General features: G+C 58.2%; 9 protein-coding genes and 1 pseudogene. 4 read left to right on the top strand and 6 right to left on the bottom strand.

What is annotated here, in order from left to right:
• Window positions 1-36 precede the first annotated feature (36 nt).
• The 4 genes from ABH944_RS32495 to ABH944_RS32480 form a co-directional block, all read right to left on the bottom strand.
• A complete protein-coding gene (locus ABH944_RS32495) occupies window positions 37-1,098 on the bottom strand; it encodes a sugar ABC transporter substrate-binding protein (protein ID WP_404611359.1) in 1,062 nt (353 codons plus the stop codon).
• Between the two features lie 87 nt (window positions 1,099-1,185).
• Window positions 1,186-2,172 carry a sugar phosphate isomerase/epimerase family protein gene (locus ABH944_RS32490; RefSeq protein WP_404611358.1) on the bottom strand — a complete coding sequence of 329 codons (987 nt, stop codon included), beginning with the start codon at window positions 2,170-2,172 and terminating at the stop codon, window positions 1,186-1,188.
• 112 nt (window positions 2,173-2,284) lie between these two features.
• The gene (locus ABH944_RS32485) at window positions 2,285-3,145 is read right to left on the bottom strand and encodes a MurR/RpiR family transcriptional regulator (protein ID WP_404611357.1); all 861 of its coding nucleotides are present in this window, start codon (window positions 3,143-3,145) and stop codon (window positions 2,285-2,287) included.
• Window positions 3,146-3,346: 201 nt separating this feature from the next.
• Window positions 3,347-4,429, bottom strand: a complete 1,083-nt coding sequence (locus tag ABH944_RS32480; protein ID WP_404611356.1) for a DUF4432 family protein — start codon at window positions 4,427-4,429, stop codon at window positions 3,347-3,349.
• A gap of 423 nt (window positions 4,430-4,852) precedes the next feature.
• Between ABH944_RS32480 and ABH944_RS32475 the strand changes: the two genes are divergently transcribed.
• Genes ABH944_RS32475 through ABH944_RS32460 form a run of 4 tightly spaced genes read left to right on the top strand, consistent with a single transcriptional unit; the run spans window position 4,853 to window position 9,456 of the window.
• On the top strand, window positions 4,853-5,857 hold the full coding sequence (locus tag ABH944_RS32475; RefSeq protein WP_404611355.1) for an autoinducer 2 ABC transporter substrate-binding protein: 1,005 nt from the start codon (window positions 4,853-4,855) through the stop codon (window positions 5,855-5,857).
• Between the two features lie 41 nt (window positions 5,858-5,898).
• Window positions 5,899-7,410, top strand: coding sequence for a sugar ABC transporter ATP-binding protein (locus ABH944_RS32470; RefSeq protein WP_404611354.1), 1,512 nt, complete (start codon window positions 5,899-5,901; stop codon window positions 7,408-7,410).
• Window positions 7,403-8,401 carry an ABC transporter permease gene (locus ABH944_RS32465; protein ID WP_404611353.1) on the top strand — a complete coding sequence of 333 codons (999 nt, stop codon included), beginning with the start codon at window positions 7,403-7,405 and terminating at the stop codon, window positions 8,399-8,401. Before ABH944_RS32470 ends, ABH944_RS32465 begins: the two co-directional genes overlap by 8 nt.
• Window positions 8,398-9,456, top strand: a complete 1,059-nt coding sequence (locus ABH944_RS32460; RefSeq protein WP_404611352.1) for an ABC transporter permease — start codon at window positions 8,398-8,400, stop codon at window positions 9,454-9,456. Before ABH944_RS32465 ends, ABH944_RS32460 begins: the two co-directional genes overlap by 4 nt.
• Window positions 9,457-9,582: 126 nt before the next feature.
• Here ABH944_RS32460 and ABH944_RS32455 read toward each other — a convergent pair.
• Both ABH944_RS32455 and ABH944_RS32450 read right to left on the bottom strand, forming a co-directional pair.
• Window positions 9,583-10,887, bottom strand: a pseudogene (locus ABH944_RS32455) (IS1634 family transposase); the annotation flags it as partial.
• Window positions 10,888-16,257: an NACHT domain-containing protein gene (locus ABH944_RS32450; RefSeq protein WP_404611350.1), complete on the bottom strand. Its 5,370-nt coding sequence runs from the start codon at window positions 16,255-16,257 to the stop codon at window positions 10,888-10,890. It abuts the pseudogene before it with no gap.
• Window positions 16,258-16,287: the final 30 nt, after the last annotated feature.

The raw sequence follows: 16,287 nt of genomic DNA, 5'->3' as shown, positions 1-16,287 counted from the left end.
ACTCGCCGGGCGAACGACCCGGCGCACTGCTAAGTGTTACTGCTTCGTGCTGTCCTCGATCAATGCCTTGCGTTGAGCATCTTCACCGCCCGTCTTGTAACGAGCGTAGTTCGCTTTGGTCACCAGGGCTTGCGGCGTCGCTACGACACGCGGAACTTTTTGGCCGCCGAGGACGCGCAGCGCAGTTTCAACTGCCACTTCACCGGTCAGCACCGGGAACGAATCGACTGTACCAGTCAGCTCGCCCGCAAGGATTGACTTGTATGCGTCGCTGGTTCCATCCGTGCCGATCACGGCAATCTGATTGAGCTTGCCGGCGGCCTTGACAGCCTCGACCACACCGAGCGCCATCGTGTCGTTATTGCAGTAGATACCGACCAGATCGGGGTGCTGCTGCACAATGTTGGTCGCTGCGTCATAGGAAGTCTGACGGTCCCAATTCCCGGGGACGCTCGCGACCACCGTAAACTTGGTCGACTCCTTGCTAAGTGTGGACTTGAAGCCATCGGTCCTTTGCACCGCAGCGTACACGCCAGCCATGCCCTCAATGACGGCAACCTTTCCGCCGGCCGGGCGATTCTGGATATACCACCGGGCTGCGCGAACGCCGTTATCGCGTTGCACATTGCCAATGTAGTGTTCCGCCGATGGAATGACAGCGTCGTTGACGTTGATGACGGGCACGTTCGTCTTGGCGGCCTCACCGAGCACCGGCCGCAGGTTTGCGTCGGTCTGCGGCGAGAGTAACAACTCGGCATAGCCCCGCGTCAGCATGTTCTCGGCAATTGCGAGCTGGCCTAGCTGGTCACCTTCGCTCTGTGCCGCCTGGACGTCAACCTGAACGCCGTTTTTGCTTCCTCCTGCCTTGTATCCTTCACCAAGAAGACGCCAGTATTCGTTGGTCATGGTCTTCGCGACAGCCCCAATCCGCGTGCCTGCCTTGGGCTTGGGTACCGGGCCCAGTTTCGCACCCAGCTGCGACCATTCGATACGGTCTGGCTCACGGTCAGAATCAAGTGGCTTCAGGGTGTCCGCGCTGGCCGTGTGCATCAGTTGGAAAAACGCGAGTGACGCCACTATGCGCCAATATTTTTTCATGTTCTGTCTCCTGGCATTATCGATTGTTAGTTGGATTCGACTAGCGCATTGCCGGGCCCATGCACTGGCAAACGAGCCCGTTCAGGCTCAGGCGTATGCCGGACCGAACAAAGCCGTCTGAACGATTCGCTGTGACGTAAGGACGTCTTGTTTTTCTCCCGCAGCACGCAGCTCTTCGTTATTGGCCAGTTTCCTGGCGATGCTCATCATTGCATTGACAGTCTTGATGTTTGCCTCGGTTTCGGCGACAGGATCGAGGGAGATAGCATCGGGGAAGGTATCGAAGTAGATGACACCTTCGTATCCATCGCGCACCAGTTGCGTGAGCAGTTCAATTGTTTGAATTGTATGAACGGAGCCGACCATCATGCCGTCGTCACGGTGGCCGTATGCGTCGTTCAGGTGGAGCCCGGCGAGCCGGCAGTGCTTGCTCACGAGGGCGGCGGTGCAGGCAGGCTGTTCACCGGCATACAGCACGTGACCGAAGTCCAGCGTCATGGCCAAATTTTTAAGTCCCAACTCCTTGATAGCGAGCAGGGTCGTGCCTGCGTTGTTCAGCAGCGAAAATGCCCGCGGCTCGTTCGGCTTGTACTCGAGACTGAACGTGACGTCTGGTGCGTGCTCCGCGAGCTCGCGAATGCCCTGGACCTGCAGGTCCCACAATTTCTGGTAATCGACGTGGAAGGGATATTCGAACCCATCCTGGCCTGGCCAGAACGTCATCAGTGATCCGCCGCATGAACGCAAGTCATCCAGACCGCGCTTGGCCAGATCGATCGCGGCCTGGCGAGTCGCCGGATCCGGATGGGTCAGTGAACCGCGCCGGAACTCCGGTTCGCTGTAGTAACGCATGGCGAATCCGTTCAGCTTGAGTCCCAGCGCATCAAGCTGGGACGCCCGGGTGCGGGCGTCTGCATCACGAAAATGGTTCGGATAGTTCAAGTCGACGTGCGTCAGACCCTTCACCGTCCTGGCGCGCTCCAACAGTTGCAGGACCGTCGGTTTGCCGCTCAGGCCGGGCCACTGCAATTCGGGCCGCGTGCCAAAAGAGTTCAATCGTGCTGCGAATTTCATGCTTACTCCCGTCGTGTTTGATCGTGTATGCATTCTCACAACTTTACTACAATCAAGTCAACAGTAAAGTTATGAGGGTTTACATCGATCTCGGAGAGGTAGCAGTGCTCCGCTAGCGCCGCTTATGCGCCACTACGCCCATCGTACTGGCGAGGTTGTTCTCTGCAGTCGCATAGTCGCGTTGCGCGGTGGCGACAAACAGGGCGTCGATGATGTTCAGTTGGGCAATGCGGGCAGCCGCGTTCTCACCCATCAATGGAGAGCCCTGGGCAGTCGAGCAGAGCACGGCATCAGACAGTCCGGCCAACGGCGAGTCCGAATAATTGGTCAGGGCGATGATGGACGCCTTGTTCGACTGCGCCACCTTGGCGGCCTCGATCACAGCGGTCGTCTGGCCGGAGTGGGAGACGATAAGCACAACATCTTCTTGGGTGAGCAGAGAGGCCGACATCAGCATCAAGTGAGTGTCGTCGTAGGCCGTGGACCGAATGCCGATACGAAGAAATTTGTGCACTGCATCACGCGCGATTTGCGCCGAGCCGCCGAGCCCATAAAAGTCCCGCTGTCGGGCACCAGATAATAAGGTAACCGCTTTATCGAATGCTTGAATGTCAAGAATTGCGAGTGTTTCCTCAAGCGCTTTTATTGCGGTGCGGAATACCTTCGTGAGTATTTCCGCTGAACTGTCCGTTGGCAGCAGTTCCTTGTGCATCTCGTTGACCGGCAAACGGTTATACGCGGCCACCGATTGTCGCAATTCCCGGAACCCCGAGAAGCCAAATTTTTTTGCCGTCTTGACGACCATGGCCTCCGACATACCCACGCGATCAGCAACATCTTTCAGCGGCGTAGTCTCAATGAAATCGGCGTCGAGGATCGTTCGTAAAAAGGCGTTCTCGAGGGGCGTGAGAGCAGTCGCCAGCATGCGCAACCTGGGGCCAACCAGATGCGCGGGAATCTCGTTGTTTTGCATGTGTGAGCGCTACCTGTGAAAGTGATGCGTTGTGCCGGCCCGCCTTCCGACAAGCGACAACACTTCTTTACCGTATAAAGTTAATTAGTAAATTACCTTGAGCTTTTCGCCCGCCCAAGACTTGAGTGCGAAGGCCAAGCTTACAGGCTGCAGCGCGTGCATGCTGCTGATCAGGCGGCCCTCCCGATCGCTTGAACCGGATCAGGCGCCGCAAATCATAGCCTCTTCGGCAAACGCCTCGGCCTGAGTTAAATGACCCAACTCCACCGAGAACGTCGCTGACTCGCCGCCCGCCAGTTGACGGACGAAGCCTTTGCGCCGTTCCGCCGTATAGCCCTCTACCTCACAGGTCGCAGGCATGGCAAACCCAGCCACCTGTGCACGGTTGTTCTTCAATAACCAGCGGATCGCGTGCGGAAACTCTTTCTGTCGATAACGTACGCAAAACGCCGATCCATCGACATCTTTCAGCATGAAGCGGGTCAGTCCGTCTTCGTTCTCGCGCAGCCCTCTGAGATAAAAGACGAGTTCGGGATCAAAAAGCGCAACTTCGTCCAGCCGCTCAGTTACCGAAGGGTCTTGTTCCATCTGCTCGAGTCGCCCCAGATAGATGGGACTCGACTTGACGATCGCCGGGACCGCCGCACGTATTGCTGTATGCGCAGCATCAAACGGAGCGGGTTGAATCAGGCGACCGTCTGGCAAAAATGCAAAATTTGCATGGCACATGTACATCAGATCCATTGGCTCCCTCCCCAGATTGCGCACCGCCATCCGCACCTCGAAACAGGCGGAATCCGGTCGCAAACGAACGACCGGGCGGGCCAGATAGCGATCGCCAAAGCCGCGCAGGTATTCGCATTCGCTACTCAGTTCAAGCCAAGGGCCGCGTTCATCGGCACTGATAGTTAGTCTCGCATTCTCCATCGGCGCACACGGCATTTCCCCGTGCAACGCATGGTCGTCTTCCGGGCCAGGATTGCCGTTGCGCAGAATGCCCGAGTGGTACAGAAAGCAGCCGTAAGTGGCGAGAAGATCCTGCGTCGGCCGCGGCGCCAGAAATGGGCTCCCCATAGTGAGATTCACACCATCGAACTGCGCGCTCCAGATCATCTGTCCGCAATAAGGCAATACCTCCAGGAAGCCACGGTTGTTCTTGAGGCGAACCCCTGGCACTCCCGTTTCATAGCGAAACAGCTCGACCTCGAAGACGTCACTGCTGACCACCCGGCGGCCTGGAATATCGAACTGATCCGGGCTGAGATGAATTTCAAAGGTATGCACGGTTGCGCCTCAGTTATTTCCCTCGCGGCCCATGCCCGAGGTTCGCATATTTTCACCACAAATATCTTTATAGTAAAGTTTCGTGCGTCATGTTCATTGAACTTACACTGCCTCACTCACCTGATGCGCCGACGGCATCTGTACAACAATGGACGAAATTCTTGATATAGCTCCTTGTTTAATGGCGTTTAGTAAGTTGTCGACGAAGTGCCACGGCAACTCGTTGCGCGTCGCGCGGTTAGTCCAAGGGTTTTTACCACTTCACTATAAATTAACATTTGGTAAAGTTAAGTCCGAATAGAGTTTTTGCTGTACTACCGACCAGAGCCCCGCAACCGCCTGTGGGCGTCCACCGCGGCCGACTATGTCGAGACATTCAGGGGTTACGAATTTCTCGAAAAACTCACTAGATTAGGAAACCTCATGAATCGTCGACAATGCCTTACCGTGCTGGGCGGTACGGTGCTTGGCAGCAGTCTGTGGGATCTTCCCTCCCTGAGCTGGGCCGCTGAAACCAAGACGATGGTCACCGTAGTGAAGGAAGCCGGTGTTCCCTGGTTCAACATCCTCAACCAGGGCCTCAACGAGGCAGCCGCCAAATACTCTATTCGGTCGTCAATGACGGGGCCCGCGACCCCCGATCCCGCGCAACAGGTCAAACTGATTGAAGATTTGATCGCCCGCAAGGTTGACGTCATTGGTCTCGTGCCACTCGATACCCGAGTCACCGAGCAAGTCGTGCAACTCGCACGCAAGTCGGGAATCATCGTGATTACCCAGGAAGGCGCCACCCAGCAGGGCAAAACGTGGGACGTCGAACTGATGAGTTCGCAGGCGTACGGCGAGGCGCAGATGAAGTCGTTGGCACGCGAAATGGGCGGCGAAGGGGGTTACGCGATTTTGGTGGGAACGCTAACGACGACTGGCCACAACCAGTGGGCGGATGCCGCCGTCGCCTATCAGAAGGCTCACTTTCCCAAAATGCACCAGGTTGCAGACAGATTCCCGGGTGCTGACCTCATTGATCAGTCCACGCGCGTCGCGCAGGAGATACTCCAGACCTATCCGGACATCCGCGGCATCGTCTCCATGGGATCGAACGGCCCCATCGGGGTTGGGAACGTGCTGCGCCAACGCGGGCTGCAAAAGCAGGTCGCACTCGTTGGCACGGTGATTCCTTCCCAGGCGAAGTCGCTTATCGAGGCTGGAGTGATTCGCGAAGGTTTCTTGTGGAGCCCGCGGGACGCAGGATATGCCATGGTCGCCGTTGCGCACATGACCATGGGCGGTACCAAGTTCGAGTCGGGGATGGAGGTACCGGGTCTCGGAAAGGCGACCGTTGACGAGTCCAGCCATGTCGTGATGCTCGATCGAATCTTGACCATCAACAAGTCGACCATCGACGGTCTCATCAAGCAAGGTCTCTGATCGACATGAGCTCGAACCCGTCTCCGGAAGTCCGGGAGCCCGTGAGCGATCCCGCAGGCTTCACGCAGGCAATGCCGTTCATCCGTCTGGACAGCGTGTCGAAGCGCTATGGTGGCGTGCAAGCGCTAGCAGGCGTCAGCCTGACACTGCAACGTGGCGAAGTCCATTGTCTTTGTGGGCAGAACGGTTCGGGAAAGTCGACCCTGATCAAGATCATTGCCGGCGTCGAGCAACCCGATGCCGGCAGTCATATCACCATCGACGGGCACCTCTTTAGCCACCTCACGCCCGCTATCAGCACCCGTTTGGGCGTGCAGGTCATCTACCAGGACCTATCGTTGTTTCCGAACCTCACGGTCGAGGAAAATATCGCGGTCAGGCAGCATGCGGGACGTTGGCACAAGGTAAATCGAAAAGCGATACGGGAAATAGCACGAGACGCTATGGAGCATCTCGGTATTGCGCTCGATCCTCAAATACGAGTAGAGGAACTCGGTATTGCGCAGCGTCAACTGGTAGCCATTTGCCGAGCCATGGCAGCTCAGGCGCGCCTCGTGGTCATGGACGAGCCCACCGCATCGCTCACCCGTCACGAAGTCGACGCGCTGCTGGCGCTGACACGCCAGCTTCAGGAACGCGGGGTAACCGTCCTCTTCGTGAGCCACCGGCTCGACGAAGTGATGGAAGTCGCTGAACAAGTTACCGTTTTGCGCGACGGCGTCTCTCAAGGCTGCTACCCGGCCACCGAGATGAATGACGAACGACTCACGATGTTGATGACCGGTCGGGCTTATGGATATCACCCTCGTCAGCTTGACCACAGTAGCGCGCCCGTTGCCTTGTCGACCCAAGGGTTGAGCCGCGCCGGCGAATACGGTGACATCACACTACAGGTACGTGCGGGAGAAATTCTGGGTGTCACAGGATTGCTCGGATCTGGGCGCACTGAGCTAGCGCTTTCCCTGTTCGGCATGACTCGACCCGACCGCGGTGAAATCCGCATCAACGACCAGGCGGTGAACCTCGCCAGCAATCGGGACGCAATCAGGCACGGTATAGCCTATCTGGCAGAAGACCGGCTGAGCCTCGGCCTCGTGGTCGAGCAGTCCATCGGTTCGAACATCATCGTCTCCGTGCTGGACAATCTGACAAACAATCTCGGCCTGATCAGCACCAGGCGGCGCAGCGAGGCTGTGAAGCATGGAATAGAACGTCTTCGCATCAAGACCCGGGATCCCGACAACGCGGTGTCCACCTTGTCGGGCGGCAATCAACAGCGTGTCGTCCTTGCCAAATGGCTGGCGACAGAGCCCCGGGTTCTAATACTTGATAGTCCGACCGTTGGCGTTGATATCGGAGCAAAGGATGGCATCTACGAAGCCATCCGGGAGCTGGCCGCACAAGGTATGGCGGTGATCATGATTTCGGACGAAATTCCTGAAGTGCTTTTTCATAGCGATCGAATCCTCGTGATGCGGCGGGGCCGCATCGTCTCCGAACACATTGCTGGCAAAACCAGCGCTGACATCCTTGAGGAGGCAGTCCATGGCTGAGTATTGGCGCCATTTGCGCAGCGTTCCGGAGGCGCGCCTGCTCAGCGTAGTCGTTTTGCTAAGTGTCATTCTGACAATCACAACGCCTCGCTTCGCGACAGCGCAGAACCTGATGGACTTGGCTACGTCTACCGCATTCACCGGAATTCTTGCGACGGGACTGCTTGTTGTCCTCGTCTCTGGCGGGGTCGACATATCTTTTGCCGCGACAGCCTCCATTACGCAGTACATTGGCTTGACCCTCGCCAACCATGGAGTGATTGGATGGTCTGGCCTTATCCTCGTGTGCCTTCTCATTGGGGCGCTCCTGGGACTGGTCAACGCAGTGCTGGTCAGTACGTTGCGCCTGTCGAGCATTATTGTCACCATCGCAACACAAAGCCTATTCTATGGACTGCTAATGAGTGTCACCAAGGGACAGGACATCTATTCCCTGCCGGACTGGTTTAGCGAGGGGCTGCATTGGGTCTTTTACACAGATCCGCATGGCGCGCAACAGGCGCTGAATTTTCAGATTATTACTCTGGTGGTCGTAGTCGCCTTCACGTGGTGGATGATGAGCCGGACCAGCGTCGGCCGCCAGATCGTGGCCATGGGCGGCAATCCAGAAGCGGCACGCCGTGTCGGATTCAAGGTTTTTCAGCTCAATCTGATCGTCTACTGCTTCATGGGAATGATTGCTGGGATTGCCTCTCTTGTGCACGCTCAATACGTCCAGTCGGTCTCCCCTTCGGCGCTCGTCGGCCGTGAGCTGGACGTTCTGGCAGCAGTTGTGCTTGGGGGTGCGAGCCTGAATGGGGGTGTTGGCAGCGTCCCCGGAACCGCGCTCGGCGTAGTGCTACTCGCAGTCCTGCAGAACGGCCTGGCGCTGTTGGGCGTTTCATCCTATTGGTCGGAACTGTGCACCGGCATCGTCATCATTGTCGCAGTAGCAACAATGGCACGACAACGTGCGCAGCGAAAAGCCGTTCTTCAGGAGGCCGTCGCATGAGCCTGCTCCACCCAAACCACGAAAGCCGCACGATGGCAACTTCCGCCCCGCTTGCTGCGACTATCGCCACCATCCGGGCCACTGTCGGGCCGACCAATATCGGCTTGCTCGGACTTCTCATCGGGCTTTCGATTTTCTTTGGCAGCGTCGCAGGGACACAACTTTTCAGTGGGGCCGGTTTTCGGTCGATGGCCTTCCAACTTCCCGAGCTCGGTCTGCTCTCGCTGGCCATGCTGATACCCCTGCTCTCGGGCGGACTAGATCTATCCATCATCGCCACGGCGAACCTGAGCGCACTGGCGATGGCCTGGATGTGCACACATATATTGCCCGAGAGCAGCGTTCTCACTTCAACGCTGTGGATAATCGGAGCACTAATGGCAGGCCTCGTGGTTGCTACGCTTGTCGGTACGGTCAACGGATGGCTGATTGCCTACCTGCGCGTTTCACCGATTCTCGCGACGCTGGGGAGCATGACCGTCGTCAAGGGCATTGCCGTAGGGCTCACGCATGGAGGTGTCATCTCGGGGTTTCCCGCGTCGATTCGCTTCCTCGGTCATGGCCTGGTGCTCGGCGTACCCGCAGCGTTGCTGTTGTTTGTCGCCGTCGCGATACCCGTCAGCGTCATGCTTACACGTAGCCCGCTCGGACTGCGCGTCGCCATGATCGGTTCGAACGAGCGGGCGACGAGCTACGCCGGTGTTGATACGAAAAAAGTACTGATGCGGGTGTATCTTTTTTCATCGCTCCTTTCCGCACTCGCCGGACTGGTGATGATGGCCCGATTCGACTCCGCGAACGCAGCTTATGGCGAAAGTTATCTGCTGGTGACGATTCTAGCGGCCGTACTTGGTGGGGTGAGCCCGACCGGCGGATTTGGTCGGGTCAGCGGACTTGTGCTGGCGCTGGTGATCCTTCAGCTCATATCAACGGCAGCCAGTATGATCGACCTGGGGCAGTTCATTACGCTGTCGATTTGGGGGGCCACGCTGATCGGCGTTGCGGGTACCGGCGCCCTTCGAATCTGGTGGGGAAAGCACAAACTACGGGGCTAGCGTCGATGCATCTTGCAACTACCATGCCGCGCGTTTGATCGGTTGCAGGGCCTCTAAACCGAACTTTAGCCTGGCGCTAACATAAGCCATTGATTTCGCACTGTTATGCGTAGGTGGGGAGAACGGTTACTGGGTACAGGCAGCGTTGACGTTCAGAAGGCGGAAGGCCTTTTCTTGAATAGGCGTGGGCCGAGTGGTCATGATGATCTTGGCGTTTGGATTGAGTGGTGTGTGGCAGACGTTGTACGTGAGCGTAGCCAGATCGTCGAGTAAGGTGCGAAAGCTGTGGACCGGCAAGCCATCCTCGGAGAGCTTGGAGGCGTCCTTGGCTTTCGCCTGTTCCGAACGTTGCGCCTTGGCCACGGGCGAAGGCCGTTCCGAGCGTGCTTGCTCGACGTATTCATCGTCAAACAGCATCGGCTTTAACTTCTCGCGCATGTGCCACTCGACGTAGTAAGCGAGCATGCACAGAAACACATGCGCGCGCACGCGTTGGGCATTCCAATGGAATACCGGACGGACCTGCAAATCGACCGTCTTCAGCGAACGGAAGGCCCGCTCCACGACCGCCAGACTTTTGTAGGCCGTCACGGCCGCCTCGGCTGAGAGCTGCGCAGCCGGCAAACTCGTACGCACTACATACAGACCATCAAGCGCAGCTTCCTGCTGGAGCTGCTCGGTCTTGCGCTGCCAGCTCAAGCCCGCGTCGGTGATGTTCAACTCGAAGTGCTTGGCCATCTTGAAGTGATCGATGACCCGGCCCACGCGCAAGGCAATTGCCTCGATGCCCTTGAGCCGGTTGCGTACGCGCGTGGTCGCTTCGGCGATCTGGCTCAGTTCCTGTTCGGTGGCCCGTAACAGCGCCTCGCGTTTGCGGGTGCGCTCCTCGGCCAACAACGGATTACGGCACACGACCAGCCGCTCGCCGGGGAACGCTTCACTCGTCACTTCGAGCAGGTTGCGCTCATCGAACAGCGAGGGCTGGAACGGTCCCTTCTCGCGGGCGAGTGCGGCCATCTGCGGGGCGCGCAGGCTGCTCACCCAGTCCAGGCCGGCCGGGCGCAAGAGCGTATCGATACGGGCCTGCGTGAGCATGCCCCGATCGCCCACCCAGGCGAGCTTGTCGATCCCGTAGCGGTCTTTGAGCTTCGCGACCTGGGGCGCCACGGTAGCCGGATCGGCGGTGTTGCCGGCGAAGACTTCGACCGCCACCGGGATGCCCTCAGACGTGCAGATCAGACCGAACACGATCTGGGGATCGTCGCGCCTGCCATCACGGCTGTAGCCTCGCGCCGCAAGCTCGCAACGGCGTCCGGTCACCCACGTGGAAGTGAGGTCATAGAGCACCAGCGTACTGCCGCCCAGATGCTGCCTGGCAAGCCGCTTCTCGATGCCCTCTTGAGCCTCGCCCAACCAGTCAAGGGCGGCATGTCATCGGATCGAGGATCGAACTTGCACTCCCTTGAATGCCTCGGTTTGTTCAAGTGCAGCACTTCTCCGATCGCCAAGGTCGACCAAAGCGTCAAGGATCCGCAGCAGACCCTGAGCCTGATCGGGCCGTAGCGGGAAATTCGTGTCCGCGAGCCGTTGTACCGCCACTGCCGTTCGCGCCGGAAGGTTGGTTCCCACCCAATTGCCCTTTGCGCTGTCCAACTTCGCGAGTACCGCACCGACCTGTTGGATGAAATGGTCAAGCGGGTACGCTGTCCCGGTGCGTTGACATAGCAGCAGAAACTTCGACATGACGAAGGTTGACCATCCCGTAGCCGTCACCAACCGAGTGACCATCGGCATGACCAGACCGATCTCGGACCAATCGCCATTTACGAAGCGGGCGGCTCCGGTGGCCTTTTCAACATTGACAATTAGGAGTGCCTCGATGAGCTTAGGCATATCGTGACCGGAGACTTCTCCCGCTCGGTATCCGTTCAGCCGAAACGTGCTGTCAGCAAGCACGTAGTCGACGCAGAGCGCCAGCAACTCAAAAGTACCGGCGGGTATTGCTGCAGTGTCCAGAACGTGGCGCGTGACCAACCTGTCGGTGAACGCGGCGATAACATCAAGTCCGTCGTCATCCTGCTTCTGCAAGAAGGGCGCAAGAAACTCAGCCTTGATTAGGGCAAAATCGAAGAATGGCGCTGCACGCGCCAACACATCACCCAGCGCGTCGTTCCAACCGATCAGATCGGCGGTACGGTCGCGCCGCCGGCCCGTGCCTCCCGGCGGGTTCATGCGCAACACCGTCCAGTTGACGAGGCTTCGGATCACCACGAGCACAAGCGGTTTTGTCTCATCTGACGCGCACCACTTCTCGATCGGGAAGTTCCCAAGATGCTTCTCCGCCCGTTGCGGATCGAACAGCGGATTAGGTTCAACCCATCCGACGTTATCGTCAGCATCATTCTCGTCGTCCGAAGCCGATGCCACCTTGACCCACGCGGGCGGGAGAGGGGCAAAAGGTTCAAATTCGTTTGACGTGAGCCCCTTGAGGGCTCGATCAAGCGCAGCTTTCGCCGCCTTTTTTGCCTCACGACTGTCCCGCTCGCCGTCTTCCTTTATCGCCGGTCGGTAGTAGCACGCTCTTTCCAGCGCAAGTCGAGCCACGACCCACGATACATGGGCATCGGGGTCGGCAAGTAGCGCTGTAAAGGCGAAGTCTGCGGCCTCCTCGTGCGGGTGAACCGTCAACCATACTAACCGTCGCGCAGGCCCGAGGTCAGGCGGATTGGTACGCCGCAGGTGAAGCAATGCAAAGATCAATTGCAGCACAGGATGCCAAGCGATTTTCGAGCCGTAGAAAAATCCTGCGGACTCCTTCATCTCGTCGATTCGCGCCAGTACATCCATCGCCCATTTGTAGTCAGCGGATGCGGCGTCACCGAAACAGATGGCGCATGCAGCGACGGCCGCGACCACGCTTTGGGGCATATGACCTTCGACATCCAAACGCTCCGCAAAGAGCGTCGGGTTGTCCAGCGGGCGAGCAAGCGCGACTGCATCAGCCAGCGCCTTGTCTGGGGCGAGCGCGAAAGCACGCAACGATTTCATTGCCCATACTAGGATGCTGTTTTGCTGCAAGTACACGCCCGCTGCCTCGCCGCGCTGAATAGTCTCCGGCGAAAGCGGGGGCTCATAGGCAACCATGATCTGTTTATCGGGAGTGCGATATCCCTGATAATTTTCGACGATGGCCAGCGCCGCATATTCTTTCGCCTGTTCGGTGAGCGCTACCTTCGCTGCGGGATTGGAGCGCTGCTCTTCCAGCTCGAAGGGGAGCGAAGTGACAAATTCGGCCAATGCCTGCTTAAAATGTTCGGTGAGTGCATCATTGCCATTCACTGCGAATCGCATGGCGAGGTGCTTCACATCGCGGAACCGGCTCAGCCGCTTATCCAAGTACTCCTTTGCGACTTTCTTATCGCCGGTTAGTTGATCAATCGGGCCCAATCCAAACAGGTCGATGTTTCGAGTCGGCTCTTGGCGTACACGCGCAATATCAAAAGGCCAAAGGCGTTGGCATGCAACTAGAGCCAGAGTAACTTCCGAGATATGAAACGTCTCCAACGCCAAGCGAAGCGCTAGGCCCGGAGCGGCGATCGCCTCGTTGCCCCTCACGATGAGCTGGATGACCTCGTCAATGGAGCGGCCGCTTTCGATCTGACGGAAGGCCCAGTAGCTCATGGCCAGAAAGGCACACTCAAGCGGTTGCGCGCCAAGCTGGCCAAGCTGCCAGTTGTAAGCGGGCCAGTCGCCCCAAAACTGCTGCTCGCCCCACGGAAAGACAATCGTCACGGGGATTGGTGTGCCGTGGTTATGGTGGGTGATGTTCGCGATCTGCCGCCAGCCGGTGGTCCCGTGATTGGAGAGATCGCGTAGCAGCTCAAGGGCAACTTCCGGCTTCCTGGCGAAGAGGCTGGCGAAGGGTTCGTGCGCCGCTGAGACCGGGGAGTAGAAGTCGTGATGTCGGTCGATCCCAATTTGCTCGCGGCCAAAACCCTCATAGCTATGCGGGATGTCGAAGTGCGGATGATCTAGCGCGCGCCTTTCGTTGTCGGTACGTTCGCTTTCCGGCTTGTCGCGGATCCGTTGGATCCACTCGCCCCTTTCCCGTTGTTCGCGCTCCTCGCGGTCAAGGTGATCCTGCGGCAACTCCTGCTGTAGCTCGGCCCTAGTGACAGCCGCCAATCGTTCGGGCGACACCTCGGCCATCATCCAGGCGAGGGCCATGAGATCAGAATACGCCTCGCTGCGCATTCGCTTGTCAGTCACCGCCCTGTCTAAAAGCGCATTGGCGTGTTCGGGAAACGCCCGCGCTGCCCGCACGACAACGATTCTTAGCGCAGTAGCAAACTGCTGTTGCGCGTCGCGGCCAAGCACGTTCCATCGGCTGCGCTCGAATGCCCAATTTTGCGGATAAGCGACTTTCTCAAACTCGATCAGCCAGTCGGCGCAGGTGGTAACGATGGCTTTCGATCGGGCCGAGCGGAAATCTGAAAGTGCGTTCTGCCAAACGGAAAAGACTTCGACGGCTCTTGGGAGAAGCCGAATGGGTAGCGTAACGGCGAGCGGCAAAAGCCAGTCAAGAAAACGCCCCCAGCTTGTGAAATCCGAGGGCCAACTCAGAAGCTCGGCAAGGCCCACCCGGTCGAGCCCTGATTGACGTGGCGAGGCTTGGGCGAGGACAGTCGGGCTCGGAATTGTGTGTTGAGCTTGGAACCAAACCAAAAGTTTTTCGAGCAACGCATAGTCGTTGGCCGTCACAAGTTCACTGAATTCCTTCCATTTACTGACGAATGCGCCTGTGAACGGTGGGGCGGTTAGCCATTCCCGACGCCATTGGGGCCGAAGCGTGGATTGATCGAGGGCAGCGTAACTGGCCGACCACTTTCCAGGCTCGGCGATCGAGTGCTGAGCCAAAAGGCCGACGACGCGGCCAAGTAGCGGGGGCTCGCCAGCCTGCGCCAGACCTTCGATCCACGTATCGCCAAGGTCGATGAGAAGGCGGAAGAACGTCCACTCAAAGAATATGTCGTGCGTAAACGAAAATGAGGCGTCGCCATCGTTTCCACGCACGAGCAGGTCGCTCTTCAGCGCCACGATGTGCTCAAACGTGGGTGGTGCCAACGAGCGAGCCGCGACGTTCTTCCCCAGGTTGGCGACTCCTTTTTCCGCGATATCGAGCAGAGCGCGTTGCCGCCGCGGCACGACGTCCGCCGGGGCATCGTGTCCTGCACGAGTCCACCAAGCGTTGATGAGATCGACCTCTGTCTGTGGTTCCGTCGTCCCATCGCTAAAGCTTCGGGCAAGCACCGCGGCGAAGAACGGTCGCCGCGCAATCGCCTTCACTGACGGTGTGCCCATCAAAAGGTGACGAAGACCGGGTTTGTCCTTCGCAAGGGCCTCAGCTTCGTCGTCGTTGAAGGGCTCGACCTGAACGTTGCCAATCTGAGTGCCGCTATAGAAGGTCTCTGGAAACCAGGCGCGATAAGTTTCAAGCCCTTGGTCGCGCGATGTGGCCAGAACCCGCCAATTGCTGAGGTCAGGGTTAGCTTCGATCGTATTTAGGATGTCAAGAATTATCCGCTTCTGGTCGGGGTTGATACGATCAATCCCGTCAATGTAGAGAGTAGCCGTGCCGGTTGCGCCGACCTCTGCGAGGAGGTCATCAAGCTTCCGATGTTTGAGGCCCAACGCTGCCGCAAACTCCACCCAACTCTTTCCGGTCAACCGGTCCGACTTCAGGAAATGGATCGGCCCGCGGTACCCTGCGTCTACGGCTACCCGTTTGAGCAAGACAGATTTGCCGCACCCCGGAAGGCCGCTGATGTTCACGACACGACTGACGCCAAGGCGTTCGGTTACGGTTTTTTGAAGAGCAGCCCGGTTAACCTCGAATCCGTCGATGCTCTCGGCAATTTCGTTGAGACCATCAGTGGAGAACTGGACGAGGGTGTCGATGTCGTCGCGGAAGCTCGGCGAGACCTTTAACCGAACGATCCCGCGAAGTTGCGCGATTAGGCTAGCGCGGGTCCATTTACGAGCTGTGCCAGCGCCATCGCGAACAATGCGGCAGAGGCGATCAAAAAGCAGAACCTCCTGCCCATCCTCGTTGCTCCCAACGAGCTCTTGAAGGCGGTTTGTGATCTCCGTCCAAAGGATGCCCGTCTCGTCGAGGCCGTTAAGCCGAGCGGCAACAAACCGTCCGTAGAAATTCCATTCGTCCTCGGCGCTGCTCGCCCTGATTAGAGGGGCAAGCTCGTTCCGAAGAGCACGTTCGGCGGCTGCGGCAGCGCCACCTTCTGTAAAGCGCTGGTCAAAATCCGCAGGAGTGGGACTACTTATCGCCCAATCAATGATACGGTTGAGAGACCGATGTCTGGCTTCAGCTACATTCTCGACGACGTAACCGTAAGCATCCCGATCGGATTGAAAACCTGGAGCCTGCCGGGTCTCGCACGCCCGGTTGAGGACGTCGCGGAAGTCCTTGTTAGTTGCGGCCCCGCTCACCGTGATCGTGGACTTCACCTGAAGACCCAGCATTCTCGGGCCGTTGATATCTCGAAACTCGACGATAAGATCATCCATTGGATGGCCGTGGCCCGCTTGCTGGACGGCAACGATGTTTACACTGCCTTGCTGAAGCATCGCCTTCTCACCGCGCAGAAGAGCTGCCAAATAATAGGCGACCACCTTGTCTTCGTAGGTGAATCCAGCGCCACCGGTCAGTTCGGTGGAGGTTGCCTGTTTTTTTTCCAGCACACCCTGTTTTGGCGCCGGTTTGTTCTTTGCTGATTTAGTCAAACTTGCCTCTGATCAATCGTCAGCACTCGT

The organism is Caballeronia udeis, from assembly GCF_044909315.1.
Classification (GTDB): Bacteria; Pseudomonadota; Gammaproteobacteria; order Burkholderiales; family Burkholderiaceae; genus Caballeronia; species Caballeronia udeis_A.
Note: the sequence above shows the minus strand (reverse complement) of the source record. Positions and strands in the feature narration are given on the sequence as shown.